Source organism: Methylocystis heyeri, from assembly GCF_004802635.2.
In the GTDB taxonomy this organism is placed as follows: domain Bacteria; phylum Pseudomonadota; class Alphaproteobacteria; order Rhizobiales; family Beijerinckiaceae; genus Methylocystis; species Methylocystis heyeri.
This window is the reverse complement of the sequence record NZ_CP046052.1, coordinates 552,194-569,106: the sequence shown is the minus strand read 5'-3', so window position 1 is coordinate 569,106 and position 16,913 is coordinate 552,194. Positions and strand designations below refer to the sequence as shown.

The following is a 16,913-nucleotide window of genomic DNA, read 5'->3' as shown; positions in this document are numbered from 1 at the left end:
TGAAAAGCAAAAAGATTCTTCCAAGGAGAAACAAATGTCGAGAACAGCAGTTGTGACCGGCGGCACGCGCGGCATCGGCGAAGCCATTTCCAAGGCGCTGCAGGCGGCTGGTTACAAAGTGGCCGCGACCTATGCCGGCAACGACGAAGCCGCCAACAAGTTCAAGGCGGAAACCGGCATCAATGTCTATAAGTTCGACGTTTCCGACTACGACGCCTGCGCCGCCGGCATCGCCGCCATCGAGAAAGACCTCGGCCCGGTCGAGATTCTGGTCAACAACGCCGGCATCACCAAGGACGGCCTGTTCCACAAGATGGACCTGGCGAAGTGGAAGGCCGTCATCGACACCAATCTGAACTCGCTGTTCAACGTCACCCGCCCGGTCATCAACGGCATGCGCGACCGCGGCTTCGGCCGCATCATCGTGATCTCGTCGATCAACGGCCAGAAGGGTCAGGCCGGCCAGACCAACTATTCCGCCTCCAAGGCGGGCGATATCGGCTTCGTGAAGGCTCTGGCGCAGGAAAGCGCCTCCAAGGGCATCACCGTCAACGCCATCGCTCCCGGCTACATCGCCACCGAAATGGTCAAGGCGGTGCCGCAGGACGTGCTCGACAAGCACATCATCCCGCATATCGCGGTGGGCCGTCTCGGCGAACCCGAGGAAATCGCCCGCGCGGTGGTGTTCCTCGCCGCCGACGACGCCGGCTTCATCACCGGCTCTACGCTGACCGTCAACGGCGGCCAGTATCTGGCCTGAGGTCTTTTGTAAGGCCTGGAAGCTTGGGCGGCGCTCGGGGAACCGGGCGCCGTTTTCGCTTTTGCGTCGAAGGGCGCAACGGATCAGCTCGCCGGTGCGGCATGCACGGCGTCGAGACCTGCACGCACGCCGCGAGCCAACTTCGCAGCTTCGTCGTCGGCCCAGAAATGGACGAAGAACAACCTGGGCTCGTCGTCCAGCATATGGTTGTGCAGGGCCGTGACTTCGATCCCGTTCGACTGGAGCGCTTTCAGCAGAGGCTGGACCTCCCTTGCTGTGGCGACGAAATCTCCCGATATCGCCGCCCTGCCATCGTCGGTAGGTTGGAAGTTGATGGCGTTCGCGATCCCCATGGCGGGAGAAAGCGCCCTGCCCCCAGCGCTGATCCGCTCGGCCTTCGGGACGCTGAACTGAAAGACTCCACCGTTGTTCTTCCCCTGGAAGCCCAGAATCTGCTCGACTTGTCCGACGTCGAAGCCGATTTTCTGGTCTGCCGCGGGAGAAGCCGCGGACGCGTCGAAGGGCGTTTTCGTTTGCGCGAGGGCTTCGCGAAGCGTTTTGGCGAGTTGCGCCGGATCGCCGTGCCCGCCGACATGCATATAAAAGGTCGCGGGGGTCGCTCGAAACAGGTGGTTATGTAACGCCGTCACCTGCACGCCGCCCGCGAGCAGCGATTTCATGACGGGGCCGACTTCGTTTTCGGTCAGCACGAGATCGCCCATCATCATGGCCGCGTCTCCAGCCGGCTCGAAAGCGACCCATCCTCCGAGAGCGAGGCCGGGCTTTATATCGACATTCTCCAGCTTCACATGAAGATCGCCGCGCGGAAAACCGTATTTATGAACCGCGCCGATGACGGTAGCCTTCTTTCCGAGAGCGGCGTCGACCTGCAGCCAATCGGTTTCAGCAAGGGCGAAGGAGTTGGGAAAAAGGGCCGCGAAAAACGCAATGCCAATGAGCGCTTGTTTCATAACTGACCATTTCCGGGCATCAAATTGCGAGGACAGTTTCGCAAGTAGGGGCTAATCCCGAAACATCCAGAGCAAGCGGGGGGAGCGTGTCGCAGGTGTGACGATAGCGAAAAGGGCGTCATTGTGAGCCGCAGGCGAAGTAATTCAGACACAATATTTATTCCGTACACAAGCGAACTAAACGCAATTGCAGCGCTGGCGTGGCTCTGGATTGCTTCGCTTTGCTCGCAATGACGTGCGAGCAATCAGCTTTTGTTGGTCAGTCGTCTATCGCACGCAATAGGCGCGCTGCATTGCGCGGGCTCGACAGCAAGTAAGCGGTCTCCTCGAAGGCGGCGTAATCCTCCAACGATACGAGAACCGCCGCCGGCTTGCCGTGATCGCGCGTGATCAGCACAGGCTCATGGTTCGTCGCCACATGATTTGATGCGTATGCTGATCACTCCTCCATCTTCAACGCCGCGATAAAGGCCTCCTGCGGGATTTCCACGCGGCCGAACTGCCGCATCTTCTTCTTGCCTTCCTTCTGCTTTTCCAGAAGCTTGCGCTTGCGGGTGGCGTCGCCGCCATAGCATTTGGCGGTCACGTCCTTGCGGAAGGCGCGGACGGTCTCGCGGGCGATGATCTTGCCGCCGAGCGCCGCCTGGATCGGCACCTGGAACATATGAGGCGGAATCAGCTCCTTGAGCTTCTCGCACATCTGCCGGCCCCGCCCTTCCGCGCGGGTGCGGTGCACCAGCATCGAAAGCGCGTCCACGGGCTCGGAATTGACCAGAATGCTCATCTTGACGAGATCGCCGGCGCGATAGTCCGTGAGCTGGTAATCGAAGCTGGCGTAGCCCTTGGAGATGGATTTGAGGCGGTCGTAAAAGTCGAACACGACCTCGTTGAGGGGCAGGTCGTAGATCGCCATGGCGCGCTTGCCGACATAATTGAGATCGACCTGAACGCCGCGCCGATCCTGGCAGAGTTTCAGCACCGAGCCGAGATAGTCGTCCGGCGTCATGATCGTGGCCCTGATCCAGGGCTCCTGGATTTCCTCGATCTTGACCACGTCGGGCATGTCGGCGGGATTGTGGAGCTCGATTTCGTCGCCATTGGTGAGCTTGAGCCGGTAAACCACCGACGGCGCCGTGGCGATGAGATCGAGATTGAACTCGCGGCTGAGACGCTCCTGAATGATCTCGAGGTGCAGCAGGCCGAGGAAGCCGCAGCGGAAGCCGAAGCCGAGCGCAGCGGAGGTCTCCATCTCGAAGGAGAAGCTGGCGTCGTTGAGCCTGAGCTTCGCGATCGCGGCGCGCAAATCCTCGAAATCGGCCGCATCCACCGGAAAAAGGCCGCAGAACACCACCGGCTGGGCCGGCTTGTAGCCCGGGAGCGCCTCGGCGCAGGGCTTGCGGTCGTCGGTGATGGTGTCGCCGACGCGGGTGTCGGCGACCTGCTTGATCTGGGCGGTGATGAAGCCGATTTCGCCCGGCCCGAGCTGGGCGACGTCCTGCATCTTGGGGCGGAAAACGCCGATCTTGTCGACCTCGTAATGGGCGTCCGTGCCCATCATCTTGATTTTTTGGCCCTTCTTCAGCACGCCGTCGAATATGCGCACCAGCACCACGACGCCGAGATAGGCGTCGTACCAGCTGTCGACGAGTCCGGCCTTGAGCGGCGCGCTTTCGTCTCCTTTCGGCGGCGGCAGGTGGGTGACGATCGCCTCCAGCACGTCCTCGATGCCGATGCCGGTCTTGGCCGAAATCAGCACGGCGTCGGTGGCGTCGAGACCGATCACGTCCTCGATCTGCTGCTTAATGCGGTCGGGTTCGGCCGCCGGCAGGTCGATCTTGTTGAGCACCGGCACGATTTCATGGCCGGCGTCCAGCGCCTGATAGACATTGGCCAGGGTCTGCGCCTCGACGCCCTGGCTGGCGTCCACCACCAGCAGCGAGCCTTCGCAGGCGTGCAGCGACCGCGACACTTCATAGGCGAAGTCGACATGGCCGGGAGTGTCCATGAGGTTCAGGACGTAATCCCTGCCGTCCTTGGCCCGATACTGGAGCCGGACGGTCTGGGCCTTGATAGTGATGCCGCGCTCGCGCTCGATATCCATGGAGTCGAGCACCTGCTCGACCATGTCGCGCGCCGCAACCGCGCCGGTCACCTGAATGAGGCGGTCGGCGAGAGTCGATTTGCCGTGGTCGATATGGGCGACAATCGAGAAATTGCGGATATTGTCGATGCTGTGGCTGGTCATGGCGCACCCCGATAGCAGCGCGGGGCCACGAATGGAAGTGCGCAGAAACGGCCGGGCCGAGTTCCGCAACAGCGCGCGCCGGCCGACCGGAGAAAAAAGCCTCCTCGGGCGCGAGGAGCCCGCCGAAACAGAGCGTTCCGGCGGGCTCCAATGTTCCGAACCTGCGGCGCGGGCTTATTTCTTGGCGAGGCGCGTCTCGATTTCCGCCAGCAGCTTCTGAGACAGCGCCTTGGCGCGCGGCAGACCCTCGGCCTTCAGCCATTTGGCGAAGGCGATCGTCAATTGCACGGCGAGGCAGCCGAGCTTGGTCAGGACTTCGACGGTTTTGTCGAACCAGGGCAGCGCCGGGTGATTCGCGGGGATCTTCGAGCGCAAAAACGCGACGCCGGCCGTGGTTTTCTGCCGGGCGACCTCCCAGAGCAGGACCAGTGGATCATTGCCGGGCTTCGCTTCGAGGAGCTTGCGGAGATTGGCGGCTTCGGCGCTCGCCTCCTCCGCGCGCCGCTGCGCTTCGGAAAGCGAGCGACGAGTCGACTCGACCTCCGAAGCCAGTCGGGAGTTTTCCGAGCCGAGACGCTCGCGCTCGGCGGTTTCAGCGGCGAGTCGGCTGCGGATATCGTCCCGCTCGCGCGAAATCACGTTGGCTTTTTCAATGATCTCCGCCTTTTCGAAGGCTTGGCGATCACGGTCCGCGGAGATGCTTTTCAGTTGCTCCTGCAAGGCGCCGACATCGATGGTCGCGGCGGCGAAATTCTCGCTTGCGGGGGTCTCAGTTTCGTCAGACAGGGCAGCCTCCTGATATTGACCCGACTCAAGCGCGGGCGGTGATTACAAAGCGGGCACGCGAACTACTACTCTGGCTTTGTTTAAAAATGATACACATTCGTTTCTCCGATTCGGCAACAAAAACTTTTGCCGGCGCAGCTTTGCCGCCTGCTCGGCCCCGGGCCTGCGGCGCGACGCCGAAGCTTGGGGGAAATCAGTGGTCTTTATGTTCCGGTTTTCTGACTTCGGCGCCGGCGGACTTCAGCAAGGCCAGACAATCGGCCGGCTTGGCGAGGCAATGCTCGCGCGCCGCGCCCATCAGCTTCGCCGCCGCGGCCCGCTGCAGCTCCGACAAGGGCTCCTGCCTCCCGATTTTGCTCCCGTTTTCGCCGATCGCGCGGGCCGGCGAAACGGCCGAAGCCATCAGCGCGCTCAACTCGCCCTTGTTCACCGCAAAGTAAACCAGCGCGATGGCTATGAAGCATTTGAGAAGAAAACCCACCGTCCGCTCCTGAACGCCCGCCGAAAGCGGCGCTGCGCAGGAGCATTGCGGTCAAATCCTTTCGCAAAGATGAATTCGTCCGCCGCCGGAAATTCGGCGCGCGTCAACGGCTTGCAAACCATGAGGCGAGATCGCGCCCGCGCTTTCGCCGGCATAAACAAGACGGGCGCTGCGTTTAGCAGTCACTTAACGACGATCTGAAAAGGTGGCGTCGTAAGGGAGCGTCGCTGTGCGTAATACATTGAAGCTTGCATCTACCGCCGTGCTGCAGAGCCTGGATCAACTGACCCCGCATAAGGACGGCAGGCATCCTGTGCAGCAGGCGCGTCAGAAGTTTTTCGTGGCCGCACGGCTCGCCGTCGGCTTATGCGTGCTCGCCGCCGGCCCCGCGCTGCTCTATCTTCACGGCCTGCCGAGCCTTCAGCATGCGGCGCAATACACCCTGGCGCTGACGCCCCTGGCCTCGATCGTGATCCTGAAAACCACGGGCAGTCTGAGGCTGGCTCAGGATCTCTCGATCTGCGGATGGCTGGCGCTCGCGGTAAGCGTCAGCGCCACGACCGCCGGCCAGGAAGCCGTTTCGCTCTCCCTGCTGACGATCGCTCTCATCGAAGCGGCCCTGACCATGGACATAGTGATGGTCGCGGGAGTCATCGGCCTCACCCTCACTCTTATCGTCGTTGGCGCCGCCTCTCCCAACTATATGACCGAAGAAGCCCTCGCCCTTCGCGCGAACGTCGCCATGAGCGTCACCCCTCTGATGATCTACATGGCCGCCCTGGCGGCGGGAGCCATTCTGGTCGAGCATGCGAGAGCCCGGGCCGACCGGCGCAACGCCAGGGACCTGCGGCTGCTCACCGACGCGATCGGAGACATCGTGGTCCATTTCGACCGCACGGGAGCGGTTTCCTCGATCGTCGGCGACACCCACAAGGCTTATGGGCTCGAAACGCGCGACCTCCTCGGAAGGGGTTTCTTTTATCGCGTTCATGTCGCCGACCGGCCGGCTTTTCTGAAGCTGGTCTCGGACGCCGTTTCCGGGGGGGCGCCGGCCCACGCGGTGCTGCGCCTGCACGTCGGCGCTTCGCAGAACGCCTCCGGCTACATCGAGCCCGTGTTCAACTTCTTCGACGCGCGCACATGCCACGTCGAGACCAAGGATCTCGACGAAAACGGCGCGCCCGTGGTCTGCATCCTGCGCGACATCACGGCGACGAAGCGGGCCGAGGAAGAAATCGCAGCGGCGCGGCGCGAGAGCGAACTCGCCATGGCGAGCAAGACCAGATTTCTGGCCAATGTGAGCCACGAGCTGCGCACGCCGCTCAACGCCATCATCGGCTTTTCGGAAATGCTCGGAAGCAAGGACCTCGAGCCCCAGGACCCGGAAAAGCGCCGGGAATACGCCAGGATCATTCGCGACTCCGGCAATCATCTGCACGAAGTCGTCAACTCCATCCTCGACATGTCGAAGATCGAGTCCGGCTCCATGCAGATTTTCCCGGAGCCTTTCTCGATGCCCGCCCTGGTCGAGCAATGCTGCGATATGATCCAGATCAAGGCCGATCACGGCCAGGTCGGGCTCCTGCGCGAATATCCCTTGGACATGAGCGAACTCGTGGCCGACAAGCGCGCCTGCAAGCAGATCCTCATCAATCTCCTGTCCAATGCGGTGAAATTCACGCCGCCGAACGGCACGGTGACCGTGCGCCTCTGGATCGAAGGGAACAACCTCGCGGTTTCCGTCGCCGACACCGGCATCGGAATAGCTCCCCCCGACCTCGCGCGCCTCGGAGATCCTTTCTTTCAGGCGAGTGCGACGCATGACCGCGCCTACGAAGGCACCGGCCTCGGGCTCTCCGTCGTCAGAGGGCTGGTGGGGCTGCACGGCGGCGCCATCGCCGTGGAAAGCGCTCTGAAGCTGGGCACCACCGTGACGGTGCGCCTGCCCGTCGACGGCCAGCGCAATCCGGAACGCACGACGGGCGGCACGAAAATTCAGGTCATGGCCCGCCATGGCGTCGGCGCTCCGGGGCAGGACGTCAGCCACGAACGGGCCGTAAGCCAGGCCGTCGGTCACAAACAGGAAATGGTGAAGAAAATTGCGTGAAGCTCTCGCCGCAGCCAATCAAGATTTCATCGCCAAGGAAGGTCGCGGCGCCCAGACCCGGCGGCGAGACAAACCGGCCAAGGCGAAGCCTCTTCCGTTGTGGCGCCGAATGTTCGGCGGCAAGCGGAGCACGGGCGCCATGCTGTTCCTGGGCTTTGCGGCGATCGCGGCGATCGGCGTGCCCGTGAACGCGCTGTTCCTGCAGGACGGGCGTCATCCCGCCCCCATCTTCCAGAAGGCGGCGAGCATTCTCGCCCTGCCGACCGCGCCCCAGCAGGCCCATGGCCCGGCGCAGCAGGGCGAGCCCGCGAAGCCGCTGCATGCGGCCCCGGCCGTCAAAAGCGAAACGGCAGCGGCGACGGAAACGACCAGGGTCGAAGCCGCCAAGCCCGCGGAAAAGTCCCGCGATCTCATCGGCCGGCTGTTGGAAGGCGGAGCGCCGCGCAATGCGAGCGCGGACGACAAGAACAAGACCGTTCTCGCGGCGCAGCGCGCATTGGCCAAGCTGGGCTTTGCGCTCCATCAGGACGGCGTTTTCGGCGGCACGACGCGGCAAGCGATCGAGAAATTCGAGCGCGCCAACGGCATGCCCGTCACGGGCGAGCTTTCGCCGAAAATTCGCCGCCTGCTGAGCGCGCGCACCGGCATTGCGGTAAAATAACGCCGCCCGGCGGCGATGCGAGGCTCGACGCCGGCCGTCGCGGCAAGCCGCCGCGGCGGCTTTTTTGTCCGAAACAGAGGGCTCGATGCGGCTGCGATCCGATATTTTCGTTTCGGCGCTTATCCGGCGCGCCGAAATCGAAGGCGCGACGGCGATGCTGCGCCGGCGCGGCGCCGCAGAGGCCGGGGCCATTTTCGTGAAAGTGGACCGCCTCGACGGCAGGGCGGCTCTCTACGGCCCCGCCCCGCAAAGCGTCGAAGTTCCCGAAGGCGTCGCGAGGCTGTTTGTCCGGTTGCACGAAGAGGACTGGCGCGATCCGCTGTCCCTCGAGCAACGTCTGCAACGCGAAATTTCCTTCGACCCCGATCTGTGGATCGTCGAAATCGAGGATCGCCAGGGCCGTTCGTTCCTCGACGTCGGCGCCTGACTTTTCATTCCTCCGGCAACAGAGAGGCTCGATCAGGCGGACTGATCCAGCCGGGCGGATTTGCGTCCCTCGGCCGACGCCTTGAGACCGATCGCCGGACGTCTACGGGCGCCCGCCGAGGCCGAGGCCTCCTCCCGCCAGCCGGCGACCCGGCGCTGCGGATCCCGGTTGCCGTTGATCGCGGCCACGATGCGCGCGGCGGCGCGGGCGGGCGTGGAAGTCATCAAGGCGCGAAGCGCGCGCATTTTCTTGGCGTCGAGCCCGGCGGCCCGGCGGTGGCAGATAAAGAGCCTGGTCGCGACGTCGGGATGGATTCCGAGCGCCGTCAGCGCGAGGGCCAGCGCCTCGCCGCCTTCATCCAGAAAAATCCTCCGTATGCGGCTTTTTCGCGCATCCAGTGCGTCGGCCATGCGCGAAATCGTCGCTCCTTCGTCGCCCGAAAGCGCGAGCGCCTCCAGTTCCGACCCTAGACGCTGATCCGGCCGGGCCGCAGATTCCACTGCCCCGGAAGAAAGCGCCGATCGGCATGCGGAGAGGATGATTTTCTCGCGCTCCGCCGGGGTCGCAGCGAGAAAGAGCGGCTCGGGATCGACGTCGAGGTCTTCCCGGTCGAGCAGAATCCTCGCAAGGCCCTGGTCGTCACGGGCGACCTGTATCAGCGACCTCAGCGCGCCCGGGTCGAGATAGGCCTGGCGGTTCGCCGCCAGCGCATGCAGCACCGCAGATTCGCTGCGCGCGGCAAGGGCGGACACGACGTCCCTGGAAAGATCGGGCCGCCGGGCGATCGCAGCGGCGAAATCCGTGGGGCCCTGCTCGGCGTAAGCGGTCAATTCAGCGAGCGGCGCATCTGGCGCATGCTCCAATGCGATGCGGGCGCAGGTCCCGCCGAGATCAAACAGTTTCGCGATCAGTTCGCGAGGCGTTTCCGGATGGCGGCAAAGCGCCTCTGCAACATCGACGACAGCCTCTGCTTCGGCGAGATCGATCAGGCCGCCGGCGAGACGCCCGAACTCCTGAAGATCGCTCTGTCTGTATCCGGTTCGGGCGACGAATTGCTCGACGATGGTCCGCAACAACGCGCGATCTACCTTCCGCCCTTCGCAACTCCGGGACAGCATACGCACTCACTCCCTCGACCAACGCAGGAAACCGTCCCTCGACCAACGGGAGGAACTTGCCGGCATTTTACGGAGCGGGCGTTGACGGAACATTAACCCTCGCCATTCCCTAATCCGCTTGTGAGAGTCGGCTCGTTCTTTGTGCACGAATTGGCGGGGAGATGTACGCATGGCTCAGATAATTTCGCTGCAATCGAGGCCGCGCCCGGCGCGGTCCGCCGCCACGCCTTCGGGCGAGGCGGAGATTCTGTTCTTTCTCGGCGTCCGTTACATGCGGGCGGAAGAGCCTTTCCTGACCCCGGGCGGGGAGCCCGAAGCGCATGGCGCCCATGGCGCGGGAGCCAAGAAACGCAAAAGACGCGCGCGGGGTTGATGGGCGCAGCCCTTCAGTCGGTCAGGATCAACGCCCAGAATATTTTATATCTCGAACCCGGCGCATAGGCCGTTGCGAGGCCCATTCTTCGGGCACTCGGCTCCAGCATTCGCGCATTGTGCGGTGGAGACTGCCGCCAGCCGGAAAAGGCCTCGGCGAGCGTATCGTATCCAGCGGAGACATTCTCGGCCGCAAACCCGGGCCGCGCGCCCCGCTCCGAGAGACGCGCCTTCAGGGAAGCGCGCGCGTCGGGAAGCATCGAGCCCCGTCGGGCCATTTCCTTCGCCTGCTGTTGCGCGAACTCCTGCAGCCTCTCGTCCAGCGCCAAAGGCGCAAGACCGCCGTTGGCCCGATACTGCGAGATCATGTCGCGCGCCGCTTCCGCATCCACGGCGGCGCCGGGATGCGCCAGCGAGAGATACATGCTCGGCGTCGAGCCCTGCGTCGGCGCGCGCGGGGCTTCGGCCGGCGGTCCGCCGCAGGAGGCGAGAGCGAGCAAAAACCCAATTCCGCAGATGCGCTTGAACGCCGGACGAAGCTTCATGCGCCCTTTCTGCGTCAATAGGGTTCACGAAAAATGAAGAACCATCGACTTTCTGGAGCGCGATTCACCCCAGCGCCCCCGCGACTTCCGGCTCCTTGCGCTCTTCCTCGCCGATCTTCCTGAAATCCTCTTCGAGCAGCCTTTGCTCGACGACGATGCCCCCGGCGGCGGCTGCGAATTTTTCAAGGCCGGGAAACTGCACGACCGTGGGAGGAACAGGCTCCGGAGCGATGCTTATGCCCGCCTCCGCCAACCGCCTGTGCAGATCGAAATGCAGATCGCTGCGCAGCCGCGTCGCCTGCTGCACGTCCTCGACGAAACACCACAATTCGAAGCGGAAGGTGTCCGACTCCATGGCGAGGAACATCACCTGCGGAGCCGGAATGCGCAGCACGCCTTCCTGGGCTCGGGCGGCGGCCAGGAGAATGTCCCGGATCTGCTCGGGATCGACCTTGGCGCTCGGAGACAGAGCGACTTTTATGCGCCCCACCTTGTCGCCCCGCAGCCAGTTCTTGACGACCCCGGTCACGAGATTGGAGTTGGGCACGATCATGGTGGCGCGATCGAATGTTTCAATTTCGGTCGAGCGCACGTTTATACGCTTCACATATCCCTGTTCGTCGCCGACGACGACCCAGTCGCCGACGCGAACCACCCGCTCCCACAGCAGGATGAGCCCCGACACGAAATTGTTCACGATCGACTGGAGGCCGAAACCGATGCCGACGGAAAGCGCGCCGGCCACGATCGCGAGTTTCTCGAAACCAATGCCGAGTTGTGAGAGCGCGACTGAAGCCGCGAGAATGAAGCCCGCGTAATAAACGCTCGTCCCTATCGAGTTCCGAAGGCCGGAATCGAGCCGCGTCAGAGGCAGGAACCGGCTGTCGAGCCAGTTTCGAAGGCCCTGGGTCGCGGCGAGCATCACGGCGAACAGCGCCGCCGCCGACAACACGCTGGAGGGCGAGACGGTCATTTCGCCGACTTTCACCGCCAGGAAGGACGATTGCAGATTGGCGAGGAAATAGCCCGACTCGATACCGAACGACGCCAGCACCAACAGGGCCGCGAGGCCAAAGAGCGCGAGCGTGAAAGCGCTGGCCGTCAGTTCCGCGAACGCCCCGAGGGATCGCCGGTCGACTCCGAGGATGTTGACGGCGACGCGGCCCAGGAAGCCCGCGGGCGCGAAAGCGGCGTCGACGCCCCAGCGCGTCAGCCGCAATGCGATGACCAGGGCGCCCACAACGATCAGCGTCCAGCACAGCTGGACGATGAAGAAAATGGCGAGAGTCACATAGCCGAGACTGCAGGCCCCGACCACCAGGATCACCGAGCCCGTGCCCAGCAACCGGGTCAGTGCGATCCAGTCTCTGCGCGCGTCCGAACGCGCTTCCTCGTTTTGCGGAAAGGAGGCCAGAACGGCCGCCGCCATAACTGCGCAAATAAGGACTCCGACGGCGCGCGTGACGATGACCGCCCCGAGAGCGGCTTGCACGGTTTCCTCGATCTGCTCGATAAGGCCGGTTATCGAGAGGACGACGGCTACCGCAGTCGCCAGCCGCGTGAGCCGGGCGGCGAGCGGATCGCCCGCATTGACGAGGCGCCACTGCGGATAATCGGGAGCCAATAATGCGCGCGCGAATCCATAGGCCACCGCGACTCTTCCGACGCCCTCGTAGATCCGCTGGAGGACGGGCTCGACACTGGCGTCGGCGAGGTTGAACTCCTCGATGAGAGCATTGAAGGCGATCACCGCGAGGAGCGGAACCGAGACAGTCACCAGAGCGGTCCAGGCCGCCGCCGCGGCTATTCGATCTTTGCCGGGATTGCGAATGTCCTCGGTGCGCGCCAGCACGCGCCGGGCAAACACGATCGAAGACGGAATCATCGCGAGGATCAGGAACGCGAGCGCGAGAAACTCGACCTTGCCGCCGCTGTTGAGACGGCTCACCACATTCGCCGCACGCTCCTCGATGAACTCTCGCGCCGCGGCGCTTGTCCGAGGCGCGTCGGACGCCGCTTCCTTCCATAGCGCCGGCGAAAATATTCCCTTGGCTCGCAAGAAGAGCGTCTTCGCGAACAGGGATCGCTGGCGGGCGACGATGGTGACGAGAACCTGACGCGTCTCAACCAGCAAGGCGCGGGCGCGTTTCAGTGTGGCGTCGATCTCGTCGTACAGCTTGCGCTGTTCGGTCCATTCCGCGTTGATTCCGGCCGCGGCCGAATCCGGGGCTGGCGCGGAAGGCGCAGGCTGGAGCGCCGGGGCGGCCGGGGCGGGCGCCGGGGCCGGAGCGGCGGCGGGCTTCGCCGGGGCTTTGGACCCGCCGGCGGCCGGCGCTTTATCGGCCGCGGCCGGCGGGGGTTGGGCGGGAGCCGGAGCCGCGGGTGGATGCGCGGCGAACGTAACGTCCGGAGCCGAGGCCTTCGTGTCGTCGGAGGGCGAACCCAGCTCTTTGAGCCGGGCGTCCACCGCCTGCAGGCGAGGCGTGAGCCGATCTATCACGTCCTGCAGCTCGCCGGGCAGCGGAAGGACCCGGTCGCGCAATTGCCGCAACTGATGTTCGTTTACGACAGGCTGGCCGAGGTCTTTCTCGACCTCGTCGAGCGTGGAGCGCGCGCGATCGATAGCTTTGCTGCTTTTATCCACCAGCAGCGCCGATTGGCCCGCGAGCGCCCCGGCGGTGAAGAAAACCAGTCCGAGGATGGTGAAGAGGCGGAGAAACAGTGGTCGCAAGTGATGACATCCGGCAGGTGGATCGAATCGGCGCAGGCATATTCGCAAAACTCTACCGGCTTTTGCGATCCGATGCGCTTCAACTCTTTAATTCGCCGCAGCGAAGGGCCAGCGCGACAAAGCAGGAAATACGGGCTTTCTTTTGGCTTCGCGCCGGCCTCCGGAAAATCAATCCTCGTAGTCGCGCTCCGCTCCGAACCGGTCCACCACGCGCCAGCGGCCTTCCCCCATCCGAACGAGATGAGGGCTCTCCACGGGAATCTTGCCGAAGCCGCCGGGGAGATCGAGCACATATCGCGGCAGGCTGTGGCCTCCGATGCGCCTTGCGAGTTCTGCGTAGATTTCCCGGCCCCGATCCAGCGAAAGGCGAAAATGCCCGGTTCCCCTGGCCATGTCGGGATGGTGGAGGTAGTAGGGCTTCACCCGCAGGGAAACGAGAGCGCGCAGCAGCGTCTCCAGCGTAGCGGGATCGTCGTTCACGCCCTTGAGCAGCACGGTCTGGGACAGGAGCGAAGCCCCGGCGCGATGCAGCCGCTCTATAGCGGCGCGAGCGGCGGCGTCGAGTTCCCGCGCATGGTTGACATGCAGTGCGACATGTAGCGCCTTGCCGCCCGCGGCCAGGGCGCCCAGCCGCGCATCGGTCACGAGATCGGAGGCCGCCGTCGGCGCCCTTGTGTGGACCCGCAACAAGGCGACGTGTTCTATCTCCGCGAGCCGTTCCGAAACGAGGCGCAGCCGCCGCGCCGGGGCCGCAAAGGGATCGCCCCCGGTCAGTATGACCTCGAAAATCTCGGGGCGCCCGCCGATGTAGCTCATGGCCGCGTCGATCGCCGATTCCTCCAGCAACCCGCCCTTCCCGCGCCCGACGACCTCGCGCCGGAAGCAGAAGCGGCAATAGACCGGGCAGACGCCGATGAGCTTGAGCAGGACCCGGTCGCGGTAGCGGTGCACCAGCCCCGGCATGGGGCTGTGGGCGTCGTCGCCGATAGGGTCCTGCAGCTCGCCTGCGCTCTCGATCAGCTCGCGTGCGTCCGGCAGGAACTGCCGCGCGATCGGGTCGTCGGGGTCGCCGCGGTCGATCAGATCCGTGATCTGGGGCGTTACGGCGACGCTGTAACGCCTCTCCACTTCAAGCAACTCCGGGGTCGGCCCTGCCAGGCCGGCGACCGCCAGATCATCGACGCTGACGAGCGTTTTTTTTATTCCGGGCGGAGCCAGCGTCATTTAGTAGATCAGCAAGGGAGTTTGCCCAAAAAAGGTGGGACGTTCCAACTGGTCGACGATGAAATCCGCGACATCGGCGCGCGAGATCTTTCCGGCGGTGACGCCGTTGATATCCACGAGCGCGCGATAATGGCGGGTCCGCGGCCCATCGGTGAGGAATCCCGGCCGCACGATCATCCAATTCGCGGAAGACGCCTTGATCAGCTCTTCCTCGCGGTCCTTGTCGGCGTAAATCGTGCGAAGCAGCAGCGGCTGGAAGATCTTGTCGTAAAGGAATCCGCCATGGCCGCGGCTGTCCCCCGCGCCGACGCCGGTCACCGAGACAAATCGCGCTTTCGGCGCGCCCTCCAGGGCGGCAAGGATATTACGCGCGCCCCGCGAGAAAATATCGACCGGCTTCCTGGTCGGGCCAATGCCGACGCAGGAACAGATCGCGTCCCTGCCGACGACCGCGGCGCGAAGGTCTGCGAGATTGCCCACATCGCCCTGAACCTTATTCAAGTTCGGATGGCTCATCGCGAGTTTGGCGGGATCGCGCAGAAGCGCCGTCACTTCGTGCCCCCGTTCCAAAGCCTCCCTGACCACCTCGAGCCCGATGCCGCGGGAGGCGCCGACCACCAAAATTTTCAGCTTTGCGGGAACCTGGGATGTTACTTCAACAACTGCATTCATTTCAAACGCTGCCCTCTCCCCGCTCCGGAACCGGAGTCCATAAAACCTCCTCTATATGCGTCGCCCCGGCGGCAAGCATCGCCAGCCGGTCGAATCCGAGCGCGATTCCGCTGGCGGGCGGCATGACGGCAAGCGCGGAAAGAAAATCCTCGTCGATCGGATAAGGCTCGTCATAGATGCGCTGGCGCGCGTCGTTCTCGGCGACGAAACGGCGGCGCTGCTCGGCGGGATCCGTCAGTTCGCCGAAGCCGTTGGCGATCTCGACCCCGCAGACATAAAGCTCGAAGCGCTCGGAAAAGCGGGGGTCGTCGTCTTTGGGACGGGCGAGCGCGGCCTCGCTCACCGGGTAATCGGACAGTATCGTGGCTCTCCCGCTGCCGAGCCTGTGCTCGATCTTCTCGGACAGGACCTTGCTGAAGATATCTGACCAGTCGTCGTCTTCCGTGATCCTCACGCCGTCCCGCTCCGCCGCCCTGGCGAAGGCGTCGCGATCCTCGAGGAGCGCCGCAAGATCCATATCGGCGTAGCGACCGAAGGCCTCGCACAGGGTGAGGACCTCGGGCTCCGCGAAAGGATCGGCGACCCTGCCCCGCCACGCGAAACTGTCGGTCCCTGCGGCCTTTGCGGCGGTCGCGAGCAGACCCGCGCAATCCTCCATCAGGCGCGAGACCGGCTCGCGCACCCGGTACCATTCCAGCATGGTGAATTCCGGGTGGTGCAGAGCGGAGCGCTCGCGGTTTCGGAATACGCGGGCGAAAGTGAAAATCTTTTCCTCGCCCGCCGCCAGCAGCTTCTTGCAGGCGAATTCGGGGGAAGAATGCAGATAGAGCCGGCTTTTTTCGTCGTCGGGGCCGATCAGCTCCACCCCGAAGAGAGAAATATGAGCCTCGTTGCCGCCCGAGACCGCAAGCGCGGCAGTTTCGACCTCAGTGAACCCCTCCGAGCCGAAAAAATGCCGAATCGCGGCTGCGATGCGTGCGCGCGCCTTGAGAAAAGGCTTCCGATCGGCATAAACATGCCTGTCCCACCAGGGCGAAGCGCGGGTCATTTGGGGCCATCCAAAGCGTTAGGGCGAAGCCCGCCGGCAAATATTTGCCCGGACGGGCGAAGTGTGGTTTTAGACCGCACATGATTTTAGCCCGTTCATAGACCAGACGGGACCGCCGCAGCAATCGAGGAAAAAAACGTGAAAGTCATCGCCAGTTCGATCCGCAAGGGCAATATTCTCGAGAGAGAAGACGGCCAGCTTTATGTCGTTTTGAGCGCGGAAAGCTTTTTCCCGGGCAAGGGCACGCCCACGACCCAGATCGACATGCGCCGCATTTCGGACGGCGTGAAGACCACCGACCGCTACAAGACCACCGAGCAGGTCGAGCGCGCCTTCGTCGAAGATCAGGACTACACCTATCTCTATTCGGACGACGACGGCTTCACCTTCATGAATCAGGAGAATTTCGAGCAGGTAGCCGTTTCCAAGGACGTCATCGGCGATCAGGCCCAATGGCTCCAGGAGAACATGGTCTGCATTCTCTCGATCTTCAACGGCGTCGCAGTGGCGATCCAGTTGCCCCCGCGCGTGACCCTCGAAATCACCGAGACCGAGCCGGCCATGAAGGGCCAGACCGCGTCTTCGTCCTATAAGCCCGCCAAGCTCAGCAACGGCGCCCGCGTGATGGTGCCGCCGCATATCCAGACCGGCACAAGGGTCGTGGTCCAGACCGAGGACGGAACCTACGTCGAACGCGCGAAGGATTGAGCTTATCCAGGCTTCCTTCCCTCGGGAAAAGGGGAGGAGGCCCGCTACCCAGCCAAC

The 16,913-nt window shown here is 63.8% G+C and carries 17 protein-coding genes; 6 read left to right on the top strand and 11 right to left on the bottom strand.

Annotated features, from left to right (window positions below; all coding sequences use genetic code 11):
• Window positions 1-34: 34 nt before the first annotated feature.
• Window positions 35-760 (top strand): acetoacetyl-CoA reductase, encoded by a 726-nt coding sequence (phbB, locus tag H2LOC_RS02465; protein WP_136494937.1) that lies wholly within the window; start codon window positions 35-37, stop codon window positions 758-760.
• A gap of 83 nt (window positions 761-843) precedes the next feature.
• On the opposite strand, the gene H2LOC_RS02460 is transcribed toward phbB, so the two are convergent.
• The 5 genes from H2LOC_RS02460 to H2LOC_RS02440 all read right to left on the bottom strand — a co-directional run bounded on the left by H2LOC_RS02460 (window position 844) and on the right by H2LOC_RS02440 (window position 5,243).
• Window positions 844-1,731, bottom strand: coding sequence for a DUF1259 domain-containing protein (locus H2LOC_RS02460; RefSeq protein ID WP_136494936.1), 888 nt, complete (start codon window positions 1,729-1,731; stop codon window positions 844-846).
• 259 nt (window positions 1,732-1,990) lie between these two features.
• Complete coding sequence (locus H2LOC_RS02455) at window positions 1,991-2,149, bottom strand: type II toxin-antitoxin system Phd/YefM family antitoxin (protein ID WP_136494935.1); 159 nt, start codon at window positions 2,147-2,149, stop codon at window positions 1,991-1,993.
• 21 nt (window positions 2,150-2,170) lie between these two features.
• Window positions 2,171-3,976 (bottom strand): translation elongation factor 4, encoded by a 1,806-nt coding sequence (gene lepA / locus H2LOC_RS02450; protein ID WP_136494934.1) that lies wholly within the window; start codon window positions 3,974-3,976, stop codon window positions 2,171-2,173.
• Between the two features lie 174 nt (window positions 3,977-4,150).
• A complete protein-coding gene (locus H2LOC_RS02445) occupies window positions 4,151-4,696 on the bottom strand; it encodes a hypothetical protein (RefSeq protein ID WP_136494933.1) in 546 nt (181 codons plus the stop codon).
• Window positions 4,697-4,955: 259 nt separating this feature from the next.
• A complete protein-coding gene (locus H2LOC_RS02440) occupies window positions 4,956-5,243 on the bottom strand; it encodes a hypothetical protein (protein WP_136494932.1) in 288 nt (95 codons plus the stop codon).
• A gap of 229 nt (window positions 5,244-5,472) precedes the next feature.
• Between H2LOC_RS02440 and H2LOC_RS02435 the strand changes: the two genes are divergently transcribed.
• From H2LOC_RS02435 to H2LOC_RS02425, 3 genes are all read left to right on the top strand, one after another.
• Complete coding sequence (locus H2LOC_RS02435; RefSeq protein WP_246206951.1) at window positions 5,473-7,350, top strand: PAS domain-containing sensor histidine kinase; 1,878 nt, start codon at window positions 5,473-5,475, stop codon at window positions 7,348-7,350.
• Window positions 7,343-8,011 carry a peptidoglycan-binding domain-containing protein gene (locus H2LOC_RS02430; RefSeq protein ID WP_136494931.1) on the top strand — a complete coding sequence of 223 codons (669 nt, stop codon included), beginning with the start codon at window positions 7,343-7,345 and terminating at the stop codon, window positions 8,009-8,011. Before H2LOC_RS02435 ends, H2LOC_RS02430 begins: the two co-directional genes overlap by 8 nt.
• An 85-nt stretch (window positions 8,012-8,096) precedes the next feature.
• A complete protein-coding gene (locus H2LOC_RS02425; RefSeq protein WP_136494930.1) occupies window positions 8,097-8,438 on the top strand; it encodes a DUF1491 family protein in 342 nt (113 codons plus the stop codon).
• 32 nt (window positions 8,439-8,470) lie between these two features.
• On the opposite strand, the gene H2LOC_RS02420 is transcribed toward H2LOC_RS02425, so the two are convergent.
• Window positions 8,471-9,514 (bottom strand): DUF2336 domain-containing protein, encoded by a 1,044-nt coding sequence (locus H2LOC_RS02420; protein ID WP_162009681.1) that lies wholly within the window; start codon window positions 9,512-9,514, stop codon window positions 8,471-8,473.
• A 211-nt stretch (window positions 9,515-9,725) separates the two neighbouring features.
• Between H2LOC_RS02420 and H2LOC_RS21460 the strand changes: the two genes are divergently transcribed.
• A complete protein-coding gene (locus tag H2LOC_RS21460) occupies window positions 9,726-9,929 on the top strand; it encodes a hypothetical protein (protein ID WP_136494927.1) in 204 nt (67 codons plus the stop codon).
• 13 nt (window positions 9,930-9,942) lie between these two features.
• Here H2LOC_RS21460 and H2LOC_RS02410 read toward each other — a convergent pair whose 3' ends face one another.
• From H2LOC_RS02410 to epmA, 5 genes are all read right to left on the bottom strand, one after another.
• Complete coding sequence (locus H2LOC_RS02410) at window positions 9,943-10,473, bottom strand: CAP domain-containing protein (protein ID WP_136494926.1); 531 nt, start codon at window positions 10,471-10,473, stop codon at window positions 9,943-9,945.
• Between the two features lie 64 nt (window positions 10,474-10,537).
• On the bottom strand, window positions 10,538-13,204 hold the full coding sequence (locus tag H2LOC_RS02405) for a DUF3772 domain-containing protein (RefSeq protein ID WP_136494925.1): 2,667 nt from the start codon (window positions 13,202-13,204) through the stop codon (window positions 10,538-10,540).
• Window positions 13,205-13,372: 168 nt separating this feature from the next.
• A complete protein-coding gene (locus tag H2LOC_RS02400; RefSeq protein ID WP_136494924.1) occupies window positions 13,373-14,428 on the bottom strand; it encodes a lysine-2,3-aminomutase-like protein in 1,056 nt (351 codons plus the stop codon).
• Window positions 14,429-15,100 carry an NAD(P)-dependent oxidoreductase gene (locus tag H2LOC_RS02395; protein ID WP_202620515.1) on the bottom strand — a complete coding sequence of 224 codons (672 nt, stop codon included), beginning with the start codon at window positions 15,098-15,100 and terminating at the stop codon, window positions 14,429-14,431.
• A 1-nt stretch (window position 15,101) separates the two neighbouring features.
• Window positions 15,102-16,148: an EF-P lysine aminoacylase EpmA gene (gene epmA / locus H2LOC_RS02390; RefSeq protein WP_136494923.1), complete on the bottom strand. Its 1,047-nt coding sequence runs from the start codon at window positions 16,146-16,148 to the stop codon at window positions 15,102-15,104.
• Window positions 16,149-16,286: 138 nt separating this feature from the next.
• On the opposite strand from epmA, the gene efp reads away from it, so the two are divergent.
• Window positions 16,287-16,856: an elongation factor P gene (gene efp, locus H2LOC_RS02385; protein ID WP_136494922.1), complete on the top strand. Its 570-nt coding sequence runs from the start codon at window positions 16,287-16,289 to the stop codon at window positions 16,854-16,856.
• The last annotated feature ends 57 nt before the right edge of the window (window positions 16,857-16,913 follow it).